The sequence below is a fragment of the Streptomyces sp. CA-142005 genome (genome assembly GCF_050942335.1).
Taxonomy (GTDB): domain Bacteria; phylum Actinomycetota; class Actinomycetes; order Streptomycetales; family Streptomycetaceae; genus Streptomyces.
The window spans coordinates 2926748-2944312 of sequence record NZ_CP192078.1 but is presented as its reverse complement, the minus strand read 5'-3'; the positions used below and the strand labels follow the sequence as shown (position 1 = coordinate 2944312).

The 17565-nt window shown below is 71.0% G+C and carries 14 protein-coding genes and 1 pseudogene; 12 read left to right on the top strand and 3 right to left on the bottom strand.

Features of this window, described 5'->3' with window-relative positions:
- Positions 1-88: 88 nt before the first annotated feature.
- The 8 genes and pseudogenes from gap (at position 89) to ACQPXS_RS14040 (ending at position 8081) form a co-directional block, all read left to right on the top strand.
- On the top strand, positions 89-1096 hold the full coding sequence (gene gap / locus ACQPXS_RS14075) for a type I glyceraldehyde-3-phosphate dehydrogenase (RefSeq protein ID WP_433449502.1): 1008 nt from the start codon (positions 89-91) through the stop codon (positions 1094-1096).
- Positions 1097-1240: 144 nt separating this feature from the next.
- Positions 1241-2452: a phosphoglycerate kinase gene (locus ACQPXS_RS14070; RefSeq protein ID WP_433449500.1), complete on the top strand. Its 1212-nt coding sequence runs from the start codon at positions 1241-1243 to the stop codon at positions 2450-2452.
- A 5-nt stretch (positions 2453-2457) separates the two neighbouring features.
- Positions 2458-3234 (top strand): triose-phosphate isomerase, encoded by a 777-nt coding sequence (gene tpiA / locus ACQPXS_RS14065; RefSeq protein WP_433449498.1) that lies wholly within the window; start codon positions 2458-2460, stop codon positions 3232-3234.
- A gap of 108 nt (positions 3235-3342) precedes the next feature.
- Entirely contained in the window at positions 3343-3579 is a 237-nt protein-coding gene (gene secG, locus ACQPXS_RS14060; RefSeq protein ID WP_356304384.1) for a preprotein translocase subunit SecG, read from the top strand.
- Positions 3580-3797: 218 nt separating this feature from the next.
- Positions 3798-4133: an RNA polymerase-binding protein RbpA gene (locus ACQPXS_RS14055; RefSeq protein ID WP_078066843.1), complete on the top strand. Its 336-nt coding sequence runs from the start codon at positions 3798-3800 to the stop codon at positions 4131-4133.
- 130 nt (positions 4134-4263) lie between these two features.
- Positions 4264-5522: pseudogene (locus tag ACQPXS_RS14050) on the top strand (MFS transporter).
- Positions 5523-5574: 52 nt separating this feature from the next.
- Positions 5575-7227 (top strand): glucose-6-phosphate isomerase, encoded by a 1653-nt coding sequence (pgi, locus tag ACQPXS_RS14045; protein ID WP_433449496.1) that lies wholly within the window; start codon positions 5575-5577, stop codon positions 7225-7227.
- Positions 7228-7316: 89 nt separating this feature from the next.
- Positions 7317-8081 carry a DsbA family protein gene (locus ACQPXS_RS14040; RefSeq protein ID WP_433449494.1) on the top strand — a complete coding sequence of 255 codons (765 nt, stop codon included), beginning with the start codon at positions 7317-7319 and terminating at the stop codon, positions 8079-8081.
- A gap of 48 nt (positions 8082-8129) precedes the next feature.
- On the opposite strand, the gene ACQPXS_RS14035 is transcribed toward ACQPXS_RS14040, so the two are convergent.
- Genes ACQPXS_RS14035 through ACQPXS_RS14025 form a run of 3 tightly spaced genes read right to left on the bottom strand, consistent with a single transcriptional unit; the run spans position 8130 to position 11688 of the window.
- Positions 8130-10430: an FtsX-like permease family protein gene (locus tag ACQPXS_RS14035; RefSeq protein WP_433449493.1), complete on the bottom strand. Its 2301-nt coding sequence runs from the start codon at positions 10428-10430 to the stop codon at positions 8130-8132.
- A gap of 2 nt (positions 10431-10432) precedes the next feature.
- Positions 10433-11185, bottom strand: coding sequence for an ABC transporter ATP-binding protein (locus ACQPXS_RS14030; RefSeq protein ID WP_433449491.1), 753 nt, complete (start codon positions 11183-11185; stop codon positions 10433-10435).
- Positions 11182-11688: a PadR family transcriptional regulator gene (locus ACQPXS_RS14025; protein ID WP_365722258.1), complete on the bottom strand. Its 507-nt coding sequence runs from the start codon at positions 11686-11688 to the stop codon at positions 11182-11184. Before ACQPXS_RS14025 ends, ACQPXS_RS14030 begins: the two co-directional genes overlap by 4 nt.
- A gap of 129 nt (positions 11689-11817) precedes the next feature.
- On the opposite strand from ACQPXS_RS14025, the gene ACQPXS_RS14020 reads away from it, so the two are divergent.
- The 4 genes from ACQPXS_RS14020 to ACQPXS_RS14005 all read left to right on the top strand — a co-directional run bounded on the left by ACQPXS_RS14020 (position 11818) and on the right by ACQPXS_RS14005 (position 17554).
- Positions 11818-13089: an ABC transporter substrate-binding protein gene (locus tag ACQPXS_RS14020; protein ID WP_433449490.1), complete on the top strand. Its 1272-nt coding sequence runs from the start codon at positions 11818-11820 to the stop codon at positions 13087-13089.
- A gap of 135 nt (positions 13090-13224) precedes the next feature.
- Entirely contained in the window at positions 13225-14835 is a 1611-nt protein-coding gene (locus tag ACQPXS_RS14015; protein WP_433449488.1) for a glycoside hydrolase family 13 protein, read from the top strand.
- Positions 14836-14863: 28 nt separating this feature from the next.
- Positions 14864-16189, top strand: coding sequence for an ABC transporter substrate-binding protein (locus ACQPXS_RS14010; RefSeq protein WP_433449487.1), 1326 nt, complete (start codon positions 14864-14866; stop codon positions 16187-16189).
- Between the two features lie 12 nt (positions 16190-16201).
- Entirely contained in the window at positions 16202-17554 is a 1353-nt protein-coding gene (locus ACQPXS_RS14005; protein ID WP_433449485.1) for an ABC transporter permease subunit, read from the top strand.
- Positions 17555-17565: the final 11 nt, after the last annotated feature.

The window sequence follows — 17565 nt, the reverse complement described above, 5'->3', positions numbered from 1 at the left end:
AGAGAGGTAGGGTCGGTGGTGGTCGGGGACATCCCAAACAGAGCTCGCCGGCACCGCATGGCCGGCGTACCAACGAGGAGATCGGTTCGTGACGATCCGCGTAGGCATCAACGGCTTCGGCCGCATCGGGCGTAACTACTTCCGCGCGCTGCTGGAGCAGGGGGCGGACATCGAGGTTGTGGCTGTCAACGACCTGGGTGACACCGCGACCACCGCTCACCTGCTCAAGTACGACACGATCCTGGGTCGCCTCAAGCAGGAGGTCTCCCACACCGCCGACACCATCACCGTGGACGGCCACACCATCAAGGTGCTCTCCGAGCGCAACCCGGCCGACATCCCGTGGGGCGAGCTGGGCGTCGACATCGTCATCGAGTCGACCGGCATCTTCACCAAGAAGGAAGACGCCGCCAAGCACCTCGCCGGCGGCGCCAAGAAGGTCCTCATCTCGGCCCCGGCCAAGGACGAGGACATCACCATCGTGATGGGCGTCAACCAGGACAAGTACGACCCGGCGAGCCACCACGTCATCTCCAACGCCTCCTGCACCACCAACTGTGTGGCGCCGATGGCGAAGGTCCTCGACGAGAACTTCGGCATCGTCAAGGGTCTGATGACCACGGTGCACGCGTACACGAACGACCAGCGCATCCTGGACTTCCCGCACAAGGACCTGCGCCGCGCCCGTGCCGCCGCCGAGAACATCATCCCGACCACCACCGGTGCCGCGAAGGCCACCGCCCTGGTCCTCCCGCAGCTCAAGGGCAAGCTGGACGGCATCGCCATGCGCGTCCCGGTCCCGACCGGCTCGGTCACCGACCTCGTGGTCGAACTGTCCCGCGAGGTCACCAAGGAAGAGGTCAACGCCGCCTTCCAGAAGGCCGCCGAGGGCGAGCTGAAGGGCCTCCTCGACTACACCGAAGACCAGATCGTCTCCTCCGACATCGTCAACGCCCCGGCGTCCTGCACCTTCGACTCCTCCCTGACCATGGTCCAGGAGGGCAAGAACGTGAAGGTCATCGGTTGGTACGACAACGAGTGGGGCTACTCCAACCGCCTCGTCGACCTCACGGTCTTCGTCGGCAACCAGCTCTGATCGCCGCGCACAGCGGCAGCAGGACCTTGAAGTGAGAGCAGGGCTCGGGCAGCGCACCGCCGCGCTGTCCGGGCCCTGTCTCGCGTACGGACCACGTCCTTTTACGATCAGGTGCACCACGAGCCCTCCTTTGGAGTCCACTCAATGAAGACGATCGACGAACTTCTCGCCGCCGGCGTGAGCGGCAAGCGGGTCTTCGTCCGCGCCGACCTCAACGTGCCGCTGGAGAGCGGCACCATCACCGACGACGGCCGGATCCGCGCCGTGCTGCCCACCGTCAAGGCCCTCGCGGACGCGGGCGCCAAGGTGGTCGTCGCCTCGCACCTGGGCCGCCCCAAGGGCGCCCCGGACCCCGCCTTCTCCCTCGCGCCGGCCGCCTCCCGCCTGGGTGAACTCCTCGGCTCCGCCGTGGCCTTCGCGACCGACACCGTGGGCCGGTCCGCCCAGGACGCGGTCGCCGGCCTGATGGACGGCCAGGTCGCCGTCCTGGAGAACCTCCGCTTCAACCCCGGCGAGACCAGCAAGGACGACGCCGAGCGCGGCGCCTTCGCCGACCGGCTCGCCGCCCTCGCCGACGTCTACGTCGGTGACGGCTTCGGCGCCGTGCACCGCAAGCACGCCTCCGTGTACGACCTCCCGGCCAGGCTGCCGCACTACGCCGGCTACCTGATCGCCACCGAGGTCGGCGTCCTGAAGCAGCTCACCGAGGACGTCAAGCGCCCGTACGTCGTCGCGCTCGGCGGCGCCAAGGTCTCCGACAAGCTCGCCGTCATCGACCAGCTGCTCGGCAAGGCCGACCGCCTGCTCATCGGCGGCGGCATGGCCTACACCTTCCTCAAGGCCAAGGGCTACGAGGTCGGCATCTCCCTCCTGCAGGAGGACCAGGTCCCGACCGTCACGGAGTACATGGAGCGCGCCGAGAAGCAGGGCGTCGAGCTGGTGCTCCCCGTCGACGTCCTGGTCTCCCGGGAGTTCCCGGACCTGAAGACCAAGGCGCGGGCCGACTACGACGTGGTCGACGCGGACAAGATCCCCGCCGACCAGGAGGGCCTGGACATCGGCCCGAAGACCCGAGAGCTGTACGCCTCGAAGCTCACCGACGCCGCGACCGTCTTCTGGAACGGTCCCATGGGCGTCTTCGAGCACCCCGACTACGCCGGAGGCACCCGGGCCGTCGCCCAGGCCCTCGTCGACGCGGACGGCTTCACCGTCGTCGGCGGTGGTGACTCCGCCGCGGCCGTGCGTACGCTCGGCTTCGACGAGAACGCATTCGGCCACATCTCGACCGGTGGCGGCGCCTCCCTCGAATACCTCGAGGGCAAGACGCTCCCCGGCCTCGCCGCACTGGAGGACTGACCTCGATGAGCACGCGCACGCCGCTGATGGCGGGCAACTGGAAGATGAACCTCAACCACCTCGAGGCCATCGCGCACGTCCAGAAGCTCGCCTTCGCCCTGGCCGACAAGGACTACGAGGCCGTCGAGGTCGCCGTCCTGCCGCCCTTCACCGACCTGCGCTCGGTGCAGACCCTGGTCGACGGTGACAAGCTCAAGATCAAGTATGGCGCCCAGGACATCTCGCAGCACGACTCCGGCGCCTACACCGGCGAGATCTCGGGTCCGATGCTGGCCAAGCTGAAGTGCACGTACGTGGTCATCGGCCACTCCGAGCGCCGCCAGTACCACAACGAGACCGACGAGCTCGTGAACGCCAAGGTCAAGGCCGCCTACAAGCACGGCCTGACCCCGATCCTGTGCGTCGGCGAGGAACTGGACGTCCGCGAGGCGGGCAACCACGTCGGCCACACCGTCGCCCAGGTCGAGGGCGGTCTGAAGGACCTCCCGGCCGAGCAGGCCGAGACCATCGTGATCGCCTACGAGCCCGTGTGGGCCATCGGCACCGGCAAGGTCTGCGGCGCCGAGGACGCCCAGGAGGTCTGCGCCGCCATCCGCGCCAAGATCGCCGAGCTGTACTCGCAGGACGTGGCCGACAAGGTCCGCGTCCAGTACGGCGGCTCCGTGAAGGCCGGCAACGTCGCGGAGATCATGGCGCAGGCCGACATCGACGGCGCCCTGGTCGGGGGCGCCTCGCTGGACGCCGACGAGTTCGTCAAGATCGTGCGTTTCCGCGATCAGTGACACACGCCGCGAGTAGGCGGTAGCGGCGATACGTCGTACTCTTGCGGGGGCACAGCCGACGTGCTGTGCCCCCGTCGTCCATCCGAATCCGAGGAAGTTGGTCCAGCCGTGGTTTTGGGGTTCTCGATCGCCCTGATCGTCTTCAGCCTGCTGCTGATGCTGCTGGTGCTGATGCACAAGGGGAAGGGCGGCGGCCTCTCCGACATGTTCGGTGGCGGCATGCAGTCCTCCGTCGGCGGCTCCTCGGTCGCCGAGCGCAACCTGGACCGGATCACCATCGTGATCGGCCTGCTGTGGTTCGCGTGCGTCATCGTCCTCGGCATCCTGGTGAAGACGACCAGCTGACGGCGCCCGCGCAGCACACGCATCACGCATATTCGGTACGTAAGGCCCCATGTTCGGTACGCGCTCCTGGGCGCGGCCTATCATGGGGCTTGCGTCTGGATGTGGGGCTGGTAACTCCAATGACTGGACGCGCGTTGGGCCTTACGTAGACTGAGGCGCTCGCGGCGAAGCGGAACGCCGACTCGCTTCGCGGCACCATCACGCAGGGAGTTACGACCGTGGCAAGTGGCAACGCGATCCGAGGAAGCCGGGTCGGGGCGGGGCCGATGGGCGAGGCCGAGCGCGGCGAGTCCGCGCCGCGGCTGCGCGTCTCCTTCTGGTGCTCCAACGGGCACGAGACGCAGCCGAGCTTCGCCAGCGACGCGCAGGTCCCCGACACCTGGGACTGCCCGCGCTGCGGCTTCCCGGCCGGCCAGGACCGGGACAACCCGCCGGACCCGCCTCGCACCGAGCCGTACAAGACGCACCTCGCGTATGTACGGGAGCGGCGCAGCGACGCGGACGGCGAGGCGATCCTCGCCGAGGCGCTCGCCAAACTGCGGGGCGAGATCTAGGAGTTGAGACCGGCCGGGTGCCTTCAGGTGCCTGGCCGGAGCCGTATCGCTCCGCACCGGCCGACCGATTGTCAGTGGTGCCCTCTACGGTTTTCGTGCAGGCGAGAACTGGGCGGGGGGAGTTCCGGCAGTGGTCGAGACGGGGGAGAGGCATGCGCCGGCGTGGCGCGGGGGCTTCGGACGGTTGTGGACGGCTGCGGTGGTCTCCCGGTTCGGGGACGCCCTGCGCGCGGCCGCGCTCCCGCTGCTCGCCGCGTCGCTGACCGACCGGCCGCTGCTCATCGCCTCGGTCACCGCCTGTGGTTATCTGCCCTGGATCGTCTTCGGGCTGCTCGGCGGCGCGGTCGCCGATCGCGTCGACCAGCGGCGCGCGATGTGGGTCGTGGACGCCGTGCGCGGGCTGCTGATGGGTTCCTTCGCGGTGGCCGTCGCCTGGGGACACGCCTCGATCGCGCTGCTCATCGCCCTGGCCTTCACCCTGACCACCCTCCAGACCCTGTTCGACAACGCGGCCACGGCCCTGTTGCCGGCCCTGGTGGACGGGCAGGCGCTCGGCAGTGCCAACGCCCGGCTGATGACCGGCCAGACGATCGCCGGCGGCCTGCTCGGCGCGCCCCTCGTACCGGTGCTGATCGCCCGTCGGAGCGGCCGTCCCCTTCGCGGCCGACTCCGCCACCTTCCTCGTGGCCGCCGCGCTGGTCGCCTCCCTGCGGACCGACGCACCCGAGCGCGTGTCCGGAGCGGCGGGCGGCGGCCTGCGCCGGGAGATCGCCGCCGGCGCACCCTGTGGCACGACCGGGCGCTGCGCGGGCTGTGCGCCGCCACGGCGCTGTGCAACATCGGCATGGGCGCCCTGATCGCCACCCTGGTGATCCTGGTGACCGGCCGGCTGCACGCGGGCACGGCCGGATACGCGGCGGCGACGACCGCGTACACCCTCGGCGGTCTGGCCGGCGGAGCGCTCGACCGGTGGTCACGGCCCGGCTCGGTCCCCTGCGGACCGTGCTGCTCGCCGGCGCCGTGCAGATCGGCGCGCTCGTCGTCATGGGCTCGGTGCCCAGCCTGACCGCTCTGGTGGCCGCCCTCGCCGTGTTCGGCTGCATGGGCATGCTCTGGAACGTCAACACCACGACGCTGATGCAGCAGCGCACCCCCGCCGGGCTGCTCGGCCGGGTCAGCTCCGCCTTCCGCACCCTCGCCGTCGCCGGCGCCCCGGTGGGCGCCCTGCTCGGCGGCGTCGTGGCCACGGTGTGGGGCCGCAACACGCCGGCCCTGCTGACGGCGGCCTTCTTCGTCCTGTCCGTCACCGCGCTGATACCGGCCCGCAAGCCGGACGTACCTGTTGTTGCGGCGCAGGACGACGTCACGACGGCTCGTGCCGCGCGCTGATCAAATAGGTTGGAACAGCTGGGACAGGCACGAAAGAAGGCGGAAGTCGGAAATGAACGCAGACGGCCGTACCAGGCTCAATCAGACACCCGAATGGACCGCTCTCGCCAAGCACCGGGAGGAGCTGGCCGACACCCATCTCAGGGACCTGTTCGCCGACGACCCCGGGCGAGGTGAGGGGTACACGCTCCGGGTCGGCGATCTGTACCTCGACTACTCGAAGCACCTGGTCACCGACGAGACGCTGCGGTTGCTGCGCGAGCTGGCCGCCGCCACGGACGTGTTCGGGCTCAGGGACGCCATGTTCCGCGGCGAGAAGATCAACGTCACCGAGAACCGTGCGGTCCTGCACACGGCGCTGCGCGCCCCGCGCGAGGCGGTGATCGAGGTCGACGGGGAGAACGTCGTGCCGAAGGTGCACGCCGTCCTCGACAAGATGAGCGACTTCGCCGGCCGCGTCCGCTCCGGCGCCTGGACCGGCCACACCGGCAAGCGCATCAGGAATGTCGTCAACATCGGCATCGGCGGCTCCGACCTCGGCCCGGCGATGGCCTACGAGGTGCTGCGCAGCTTCACCGACCGCGCCCTGACGGTCCGCTTCGTCTCGAACGTGGACGGTGCCGACCTGCACGAGGCCACCCGGGACCTGGACCCGGCCGAGACGCTGTTCATCGTCGCCTCCAAGACCTTCACCACCATCGAGACCATCACCAACGCCACCTCCGCGCGGAAGTGGCTGCTGGACGCGCTGGGTGACGACTCGGCGGTCGCCAAGCACTTCGTGGCGCTGTCCACGAACGCGGAGAAGGTCACCGAGTTCGGCATCGACCCGGACAACATGTTCGAGTTCTGGGACTGGGTCGGCGGCCGCTACTCGTACGACTCCGCGATCGGCCTGTCCCTGATGATCGCCATCGGCCCGGAGCGGTTCCGGGAGATGCTCGACGGCTTCCGGCTGGTCGACGACCACTTCCGCACCGCACCCGCCGAGGCCAACGCCCCACTGATCCTGGGCCTGTTGGGCATCTGGTACGGCAACTTCCACGACGCCCAGTCGCACGCCGTCCTGCCCTACAGCCACTACCTGTCGAGGTTCACCGCCTATCTCCAGCAGCTGGACATGGAGTCCAACGGCAAGTACGTGGCGCGGGACGGCCGGCCGCTGGAGTGGCAGACCGGGCCGGTGGTGTGGGGCACGCCGGGCACCAACGGCCAGCACGCCTACTACCAGTTGATCCACCAGGGCACCAAGCTGATCCCGGCGGACTTCATCGGCTTCGCCGAGCCGGTGGGCGAGCTGAGCGAGGAACTCAAGGCGCAGCACGACCTGTTGATGGCCAACTTCTTCGCCCAGACCCAGGCCCTCGCCTTCGGCAAGAGCGCCGAGGAGGTCCGCGCGGAGGGCGTCCCCGAGGAGCTGGTCCCGCACAAGACCTTCCGGGGCAACCGGCCGACGACGACCATCCTGGCGAAGGAACTCACCCCGTCCGTGCTCGGCCAGCTGATCGCGCTCTACGAGCACAAGGTGTTCGTGCAGGGCGCGGTGTGGAACATCGACTCCTTCGACCAGTGGGGCGTGGAGCTGGGCAAGGTCCTCGCCAAGCGGGTCGAGCCGGCGCTCACCGAGGGCGCGGAGGTCCCCGGCCTCGACGCCTCCACCAAGGCGCTGGTGGGGAAGTACCGGGAGCTGCGCGGCCGGAGCTGATCCGCCCGCCGAGCCGTCGCGGCGACTTTTTCTGTGCGTTCTCTTTGCACATCCCTTAAGGTTCGGGGGATCTTCAGGGGAGGAAGCGCATGGTGCACAGAGGGTTCGCCGCGGCGGTCGCGGCCGCCGTCATCGGGGTGTCGGCGGCCGGTTGCGGCAGTGGACACCAGCCGGCGGAGTCCAAGGACGGCCGGGCCACGAACTCGGCCGCGTCGGCCTACTCCGGGCTGTCGGCCGTTCCGGAGCGGCTGGGCGAGGACGGGACGACCATCACGGTCGGCGACCCGGCCGCCCCGGTGTCCGTGCACCTGTACGAGGACCCGCGGTGCCCGGTGTGCAAGGAGTTCGAGACCACGGGCGGCGCCCCGCAATTGCGCGCGGCGACCGTCCGGCGGGAGACGAGGACCGAGTACACCCTCGCCTCCTTCCTCGACGACCGCCTCACCGGCTCCGGCTCCCGCAAGGCGGTCAACGCCCTGCGGGCCGCGCTGGACAAGGGCAAGTTCGCCGAATACCACGACGTCCTCTACGCCCACCAGCCCGCCGAGAGCGTCGACGGGTTCACCGACGCGTATCTGCTCAAGCTGGCGGGCCGGGTCCCCGGACTGCGCGGACCGGACTTCGACTCGGCCGTGAAGACCATGAAGTACCGCTCGTTCGTGACCCGGTCGGAGAAGGCGTACGAGGACGCGGGCGGACCGCAGGACCCCCAGGGCCCCGGCACCCCCACCGCCGAGATCGACGGCATACGCGTCCCCGCCGAGTACAACGGCGTGCTGTTCGACGGCGATGTGTTCTCCGGGCTGCTCGCGAAGATCCGGGCGGACCCCGACATGTGGCAGGACGCCGGCTGACCCGTCCCCCCGGCAGGTCCCTGCCACGCGGTGGCCGGATCCGGGGGCTCAGGCCACCGCGCTCAGTGTGTCCGCGAGGCGGCTGCGGGCCGCGCGGGCCGCGGGCAGTGCGGCGAGGCCCGCCGCCCCGAGCACGGCTGCCGCGCCCAGCACGAGCAGCAGCGCGGGCGAGGGGGACTGGGCGATCCCGGCGCCGATACCGCTGGAGCTGCCCTGGGCGTCGATCAGCCGGCGGCCCAGCGGCAGCCCCAGCGCCGTGGCGGCGATCACCGCGGCCAGGGCCGTACAGCTCGTCGCCGTGACGGTGATCGCGGTGATCTGCCGCGGCGACATGCCGATCGCCTTCAGCGCCAGCACGTCCCGCTCGCCCTCGCGGACGCTGCCGCCGATGGCGGTGAGCAGTTCGACCAGCCCGATCAGGGCCAGTACGGCGATCAGCCCGGCGACGACTCCGCGCAGCGGGGACAGTCCGTCGGCCGGGTTCGTCACCGTGTGCACGTCGAGGTGGCCCCGGCCGGCCCGGGCCAGCGCGGCAGCCAGGTGCTGCGGGTCGGTGCCGGGACGCAGCCGCAGTTCATAGAAGGCCGGGGTCAGCGCGGGGTCGTTCTCGCGGAGGGTGTCCAGGGAGGTGGTCACCACCCGGCCGGCGTTCTGCGGTTCGATGCTGCGGCCCACGATGTGCAGGATCTGCGGCCGGTCGCCCACCGTCATGCGCACCCAGTCGCCGACCCGGGCGTGCAGGAGGTCCAGCAGGCCCTGGCCGGCCACCGCCTCGTCGGGTCCGCGTGCGGCCCGGCCCTCGGCGAGGGCGTAGGGGTAGGGCTCGGCGCGGGTGCCGACGCCGCGCAGCGCGATGGTGCCGGTCTGGCCGGGGACCAGCGCGGCGACCTCGACGCCCGGATAGGCGGCGGCGACCCGGTGATCGCCGGTGAGCAGCGACCGTACGGCGGATGTGTCCATGGCACCGTCGGAACGGACCGTCAGGGCCGTCGGCACACCCATGCGGTCCGGGCTGCTGTGGAAGCGGTCGATCGTGGTCCAGGCGCCGAGCGCCACCACGATCAGCAGCAGCGGCAGCGTCAGCCGGGCCACGGTGGCCAGCGACCGGCCCCGCCCCGCGAACGCCTTGTGGCAGCCGAGGACCAGCGCGGCCGGCAGCCGCAGCCCGAGCCCCTGCCGGGCGAGGCCGGTCAGCCGTCCGCCGGCCGTCGCGGCCGGGCGCGGCACCGGGACCGGCGGCACCCGCCCGGCCCGCCACGCCGCGAGCCCCGTGGTCAGGCCGATGAACAGCACCGCGCCCACGGGCACCACGAACAGCGCCACGGTGTGCCCCGGAAGCCCCTGCCACACGCCCACGGCGTCACCGAGCCGGCCGGGGATCCGGCTGCCCAGGGTCTTGGTGAGCGCCGCGGCGGCCACCGCGCCGAGCAGCGCGTACGTCAGATGCTGGAGCAGGAAGACCCGGACGACCTGGCCGGGGGTGAAGCCGATCGCCTTCAGCACCGAGATGTCCCGCAGATGACCGCGGATGCGGGTGGCGATCGCCCCGTGCACCGCGAACCCCGCGGCGATCAGGGCGCCGAGACCGAACAGGCCGAGCACCTGGCCGAGCAGCCGGTTGTCGCCCTGGGCCGCGGAGCGCGCCTGCTGCCAGGTGGAGACCTCGCCGACCGCGCCCGCGCCCAGCACCGTGACGGCACGCTGCACCGCGTAGTCCGTGTCGGCCGGGTCGGCGAGGCGCAGCCCGATCACCTGGCCGCCGGGAGCGCGTACGGCGGAGGGCAGGGCCCACACCAGCCCCGGCTGCTCGCCCGCGCTGTAGCGGGGCTCGGCGCTGTCCGCGATGCCCTCGACGGTCAGGGTGCGGGCCGTACCGGGCAGCGTGATGGTGTCCCCGGGCTCGGCCAGCAGCGCCCTGGCCAGACTGCTCTCCAGCACCACGCCGTCCGGTTCGGCCGCCCGAAGCCAGTGCCCGGCGGTGAGCAGCGGCCGGCCGACGGAGGGCGGCTCCGGCGTGCCGCGCAGCTCCACGGAGGCGCGGGTGCCGCGTACGGCGACGGTGGCGGACTCGGTGCGGTAGGGGCCGGCCACGGACTCGACGCCGCCCAGCCGGGCCAGATCGCGGGCGTCGGCCGACGGCACGGTGTGGATCCACACGTGCGCCCCGCGGGCCTGTGTGAAGACGCGCTGCCAGGGGTTGGTCGCGTACCCGAACAGGGCGGTGGCCAGCAGCAGCGAGACGACGATCCCGGCGGTGGCCAGCACGAGGAACAGGGCCTCGCCCCGGTGGGTGCGCAGGTCCGAGTGCGCCCAGCGCAGGGTGGCTCGTACGTCCCGCAGATCCAGCACGGTCAGTCCCTCAGCTCCAGCACACCGGAGATGCCGCCGCGCCGGGGCGGCGGGGTGCCGTCCAGGGTGGCGTCGTCGGCTATCCGGCCGTCGAAGAAGCTGATCACGCGGTCGGCTGCGCTCGCCAGCCGGGCGTCGTGCGTGACCAGCACGATCGTCTGCCCGCGTCCGTGGAAGCGGGACAGCAGCCGCATGACCTCGCGGGTGCCCTTGCTGTCCAGGCTGCCGGCGGGCTCGTCGGCCAGCAGCAGCGGCGGATGGTTGACCAGGGCCCGGGCCAGCGCGACCCGCTGCTGTTCACCGCCGGACAACTCGCCCGGCATGCTGCGCTCCTTGCCCTCGAGCCCCAGCTCGGCCAGCAGCTCCTCCCGCTCGGCGCGGGCCTTCCTCGGCGGAACCCCGGCGAGCAGGGCGGGCAGCTCGACGTTGTCGGCGACCGACAGGTTCGACACCAGGTTGAAGAACTGGAACACGATCCCGATGGCCTTGCGGCGCTCCACCGCCCAGCGGGCCTCGCCGAAGGAGTCCGTGCACCGGCCGTCCAGCCAGATGCTGCCCTCGTCGGGGCGCTGCAGCCCGCCGAGCAGATGCAGCAGCGTGGACTTGCCGGCGCCGGACGGGCCGGTGATCGCCACGAACTCGCCCCGCCCCACGGACAGGTCGACCCCGCGGACGGCGTGCGCCGGGGCGCCCTCGCCGTGGTGGGTCTTGACCAGACCCTCGGCGCGCAGCACCGGAGTAGCGTCCTCGCTCATTCCAGTTCCTCCTGGCACCGCTCCAGCCAGTCGAGATCGGCCTGCAGATGCAGCATCGCGCCCTCGATGAGCAGATGGGCGATGCGGTTGTCCCGGTTCTCGGCCGCGGCCAGCTTCGACAGGTTGCGCATGGTGTTGAGGTACTGGCGCCGCTGCCGGTTGATGAGGGCGATCTGGTCGGCGAGACCGGTCTGCGGGGCGAGGGCGAGCTTCATGAAGAACTCGTCCCGCACCCGCGGCTCGTCCTCGGTCTCCTCGAACCAGGCGTGCAGCGCCTCCCGCCCGGCGTCCGTGAGGTGGTAGACCTTCTTGTTGGGCCGGCTGGACTGCTCGACGTCCTCGCCCTCGATCAGTCCCGACTTCTCGAGGCGGCCGAGGGTGACGTAGATCTGGCCGACGTTGGGCTGAGGGTACGCGGAGCCCAGCACTTGCTCAAGGTCCTGCTTCAGCTCGTAGCCGTGGGCCGGGCCGCGGGCGAGGAGTGCCAGGAGGGGCAGGCGCACTCGTGCTGTCCTCCTGTCTGCTCAATGTGCTCCAGGCCCTAGTATCGCCCATACCTAACAGGTATACATGGCCTCTGACTCCCGGGCGAGGACGCCCGGAGCCGTGTGTACGTGTTCAGGGAGGAACCTATGCGGTGGATACGCGCCGCCGGTAGGGGCCTCCTCGTTCTCGTCGTGATCCTCACCGGGTACGTCGCCTCCGGCGCCCGCGCCGACGAGGGCACGGGCGACGGCCGCGGCCCGCTCACCCTGGCCACCGCCGGCGACCTCACCGGCTATCTCGCCCCGCTGCTCCAGGGCTGGAACCGCACCCACCCCGGCGAGAAGGTCACCCTCGTCGAACTGCCCGACTCCGCCGACGAGACCCATGCGCAGATGACCACCGACCTGCGCGGCGGCGACCGGGGCCGCTTCGACGTCCTCAACATCGACGTCAACTGGACCTCGGAGTTCGCGGCGGCCGGCTGGATCCGCCCGCTGCCGCCGGACCGCTTCCCGCTGAAGAGCTTCCTGCCGCCGGTCGTCGACACGGCCACCTACGACGGCCGGCTGTACGCGGTCCCGTACGTCACGAATGCCGGACTTCTCCTGTATCGCAAGGACATCCTCGCCAAGGAGGGCGTGCCGCCGCCGCGCACCTGGGCCGAGCTGGAGCACGACGCGAAGACCATCGCGCCGAAGTACGGACTCGGTGGCTACGCGGGCCAGTTCCTGCCCTACGAGGGCCTCACCGTGAACGCGGCCGAGGCCGTGTACTCGGCGGGCGGCACGATCCTCGGTGGCGAGGGCACCCGGGTCACGGTCGACTCCTCCGCCGCCCGCGAGGGCATCGGCTTCCTCGCCCGAGGCGTCCGCGAGGGCTGGATACCGAAGGCGGCGCTGACGTACAAGGAGGAGGAGTCCAAGCAGGCCTTCCAGGACGGCAGGCTGCTCTTCCTGCGCAACTGGCCCTACGCCTACGCCGTCGCCTCCGCCAGGGGATCCAAGGTCGCCGGGAAGATCGGCGCCGTACCGCTGCCCGGACCCGACGGACCGGGGACCAGTGTGCTCGGAGGCTCCAACCTGGCCGTCAACTCCCATACAGCGCACCCCGATTCGGCCGCCCGTCTGATCGCCTACCTCACCAGCGCGCCCGTGCAGCGCCAGGTGCTCACCCGGGGCGCGCTGCCACCCGTGCGCGCCGCGCTCTACGAGGACCCCGGACTCGTACGGCGGTTCCCCTATCTGCCGACCCTGCGCGCCGCCGTGCTCACGGCCCGGCCGCGCCCCAAGAGTCCGCGCTACGACCAGGTCAGCCTGGTGGTGCAGGCCGTGATGCAGGACGCGCTGAGCGGGCGCCAGACGCCCGAGCAGGCCGTGCGCCGGCTGGCGCGCGAGCTCGACGCGATCGCCCGCCGATAGTTACTTGTTAAGTAACGCGCCGATCTCATCTTGACGCGCGATGCCCGGCTAAGTCCGAATTTGCGCCCTCAACTCACCAGTAGCCTTCGTTCTTTTCGTTGACACGCCGATGACACGCCTACCTAACATGCATGCATGCTGAGTAAGTACCACTGGTGGCGTGACGCGGTGATCTACCAGGTCTACGTCCGCAGCTTTCTCGACAGCACCGGCGACGGCGTCGGCGATCTGGCCGGCGTCCGGGCCGGGCTGCCGTACCTGAAGAAGCTGGGCGTCGACGGGATCTGGCTGAGCCCGTTCTACCCCTCGCCGCAGCACGACCACGGCTACGACGTGGCCGACTACTGCGACGTCGACCCGCTCTTCGGCGACCTCGCCGAGTTCGACCTGTTGGTGGGCGCCGCGCACCGGCTCGGCATCAAGGTGCTCCTCGACATCGTCCCCAACCACTGCTCCAGCGAGCACCCGTGGTTCCGCGAGGCACTGGACAGCGCGCCCGGCAGCCCGGCCCGCGCCCGCTTCCACTTCGCCGACGGCCGCGGCCCGGACGGCGACGAGCCGCCCAACAACTGGCACGCCATGTTCGGCGGACCCGCCTGGACGAGGACCGGCGACGGCCAGTGGTACCTGCACATGTTCACGCCCGAGCAGCCCGACTGGAACTGGCGCACCCCCGAGGTCGCCGCCGAGTTCGACCGCGTGCTGCGCTTCTGGCTCGACCGGGGCGTCGACGGCTTCCGCATCGACGTCGCCGCCGGCCTCTACAAGCACCCCGAACTGCCCGACTCCGACGACCCCGAGGCAGACGCCCGCACCCGCGACTCGGTCAACCCGCTCGCCTGGAACCAGCCCGAGGTGCACGCGGTGTGGCGGCAGTGGCGCGCGACATGCGAGGAGTACACCGCACGCGACGGCCGCGAGCGCCTCCTCGTCGGCGAGGTCTCCGTGCCCACCGCCCGCGAACACGCCCTGTACGTCCGCCCGGACGAACTCCACCAGGCCTTCTTCTTCGACCTGCTCGGCGCACCCTGGGACGCCGACGCCTTCCGCAAGGTCATCTCCGAGGCCATGCAGGACATCGCCGGCACCGGCTCGACCGTCACCTGGGTCCTCAACAACCACGACCAGGTCCGCACCGTCACCCGCTACGGCGAGCCCGCCCCCGAGGGCAGCGGACTCGGCGCCGCCCGCGCCCGCGCCGCCGCGCTGCTGATGCTGGCGCTGCCCGGTGCCGCGTACATCTACCAGGGCGAGGAGCTGGGCCTGCCCGAGGTCGTCGACCTGCCCGACGACGTCCTCACCGACCCGATATTCCGCCGCACCGGCAGCCGCGCCCGCATCCGCGACGGCTGCCGGGTGCCGCTGCCCTGGTCCGGTCAGGCCTCCCCGTTCGGCTTCACCTCCGGCGTCGAGGGCGTGAAGCCCTGGCTGCCCCAGCCGGACTACTTCGCCGAGTACGCCACCGACCGTGCCCTCGCCGACACCCGCTCCTTCTGGCACCTGTACCGCGACGGCCTCCAACTCCGCGCCACTCTGCCCCAGTTGGGGGAGGGAACGCTCCACTGGCTGGACACCCAGCCCGGCGTCCTCGCCTTCACCCGCGGCGACGGCCTGGTCTGCGCCGTCAACTTCGGTACGGCCCCCACGCCCGCCCCGGTCTCCGGCACCCCCCTGTTCTCCAGCGGCCCCTGCCCGTCCGGCGTCCTGCCCGGCGCCACGGCGGCCTGGTGGCTCACCGACCTGTGATCAACCGCCTCTCGAAGGGACATCGAAGATGATGCGACGACGTACCACCCTGCTCACCGGCTGCACCGCCCTCGCCCTGGCACTCGGCGCGACCGCCTGCGGCGGCGGGCCCGTCTCGGCCGGCGGCGGCGACAAGGCGCTCAGCGGCCAGACGGTCACCGTGGCCGGCGTCTGGACCGGCAGCGAGCAGAAGAACTTCCAGAAGGTCCTGGACGCGTTCACCGCCAAGACCGGCGCCAAGACGCAGTTCATCTCCACCGGAGACAACGTCTCCACGGTCGTCGGCAGCAAGATCGAGGGCGGCAACGCGCCCGACGTCGTGATGGTCCCGCAGGTCGGCGTCCTGCAGCAGTTCGCCAAGAAGGGCTGGCTCAAGCCGCTGTCCGGCACGGCCCAGCAGACGATCACCGCCGACTACGCGCCCGTGTGGAAGAACTACGGCAGCGTCGACGGCACCCTGTACGGCCTGTACTTCAAGGCCGCGCACAAGTCCACCGTCTGGTACAGCCCCGACGCGCTCACCCAGGCCGGGGTCAAGCCGCCGACGACCTACGACGAGCTGCTGAAGGCCGGCCACACCGTCTCCGACTCCGGACTCGCCGCCTTCTCCGTCGCCGGCCAGGACGGCTGGACCCTCACCGACTGGTTCGAGAACATCTACCTCTCCCAGGCCGGGCCCGAGAAGTACGACGCCCTCGCCGCTCACGAGCTGAAGTGGACCGACGCGTCCGTGGTCAAGGCGCTCACCACGCTCGGCAAGCTGTTCAAGGACAAGCAGCTGATCGCGGGCGGCCAGAAGGAGGCCCTGAACACCGACTTCCCGAGCTCGGTGGAGAAGGTGTTCGGGCCCAAGCCCGAGGCCGGCATGGTCTACGAGGGCGACTTCGTGGCCGGCGTCGCGCACGACCAGTTCGGCAAGACCATCGGCAAGGACGCGGACTTCTTCCCGTTCCCGGCGGTCGACGGCGGCACCGCACCCGTCGTCAGCGGCGGCGACGCGGCGGTCGTCCTCAAGGACGGCAAGAACGCCAAGGCCGGCATGAAGCTCCTGGAGTACCTGGCGAGCCCCGAGGCCGCGGCCGTGTGGGCGAAGGCGGGCGGTTTCCTGTCCCCGAACAAGAAGCTCGACCTCGCCTCCTACGGCGACGACGTCACCCGCGCCACCGCCAAGTCCCTGATCGACGCGGGCGACTCGGTCCGCTTCGACATGTCCGACCAGGCCCCGGCGGCCTTCGGCGGCACCAAGGGCGCCGGCGAGTGGAAGCTGCTCCAGGACTTCCTGCGCGACCCGTCGGACCCCAAGGGCACCGCGGCGAAGCTCGAGTCCGCCGCGGCCAAGGCCTACCAGGGCTGACCGGCAGCGATCATGACCGCCACCACTGTTGTGAAACGGCAGGCGGGCCCGCGGGCCGCCGGCGAGGCGCGCGGGCGCCGCAGCCGGCGGCGCGCCCGGCTGATCGCCCTGCTCTTCGTCTTCCCCGCGCTGCTCCTGCTCGGCGCGCTCGTCGTCTACCCCGTGCTGTTCTCCGTCGGCCGCAGCTTCTTCGACGCCTCCGGCACCCGGTTCGTCGGCGGCGGCAACTACGCCGAGATGTTCCGCGACCCGGCGACCCTGAAGGCCATCCGCAACACCGCCATCTGGGTGGTCGTGGCCCCGTCCCTGCTGACCGGCCTCGGCCTGATCCTGGCCGTGCTGGTGGAGAAGGTCCGCTGGGCCACCGCCTTCAAGCTCCTGCTCTTCATGCCGATGGCGGTGTCCTTCCTGGCCGCCGGCATCATCTTCCGGCTCGCCTACGACGAGGACCCGAACAAGGGCGTGCTGAACGCAGCCGTGGTCTCCGTCCACGACGCCTTCAAGGGCACCTCGTCGTACCCGACGGCGCGCGGCCGCCAGGGCCTGCTGACCCAGGACGACGACGGCTCCTGGCGTACGGCCGCCTCCGCCGGTCACTCGGTGACGCTCCCGATGGTCGGCGTGCTGCCCAAGGACCTGCCGAAGGGGGCCGAGCCCGCCGATGCGGCGGCCTCGCGCAAGGCCGCGCCCGGCGAGCTGCGCGGTGTCGTCTACCTGGATTTCACGCCCGGCGGCGGAGGCAGGCAGGGCAAGGTCGACGCGAAGGAGAGCGGCCTGCCCGGCATGAAGGTCCAGGCGGTGCGCGACGGGCGGACGGTCGCGAGCACGATCACCGCGGCCGACGGTTCCTTCCGCTTCGCCGGGCTGCGCGCGGGCTCGTACACGGTGAGACTCCCGCAGTCCAACTTCGCCCCGCCCTACCAGGGCGTCTCCTGGCTCGGCCCGACCCTCGTCACCCCGGCGATCATCGGCGCGTACCTGTGGATCTGGACCGGCTTCGCGATGGTGCTGATCGGCGCGGGCCTGTCGACCCTGCCGCGGGACGCTCTGGAGGCGGCCCGGATGGACGGGGCGAACGAGTGGCAGATCTTCCGCAGGATCACCGTCCCGCTGCTGGCCCCCGTGCTGACGGTCGTCTTCGTCACCCTGGTGATCAACGTGATGAAGGTCTTCGACCTCGTCTACATCATCGCGCCCGGACCGGTGCAGGAGGACGCCACGGTGCTCGCCACCCAGATGTGGCTCGTGTCCTTCGGCGGCGGCAACAACCAGGGCCTCGGCAGCGCGCTGGGCGTGCTGCTCCTGCTCCTGGTGATCCCGGCGATGGTCTTCAACGTCCGCCGTTTCCGCCGTAGTCAACGATGAGGAGCCAGCGA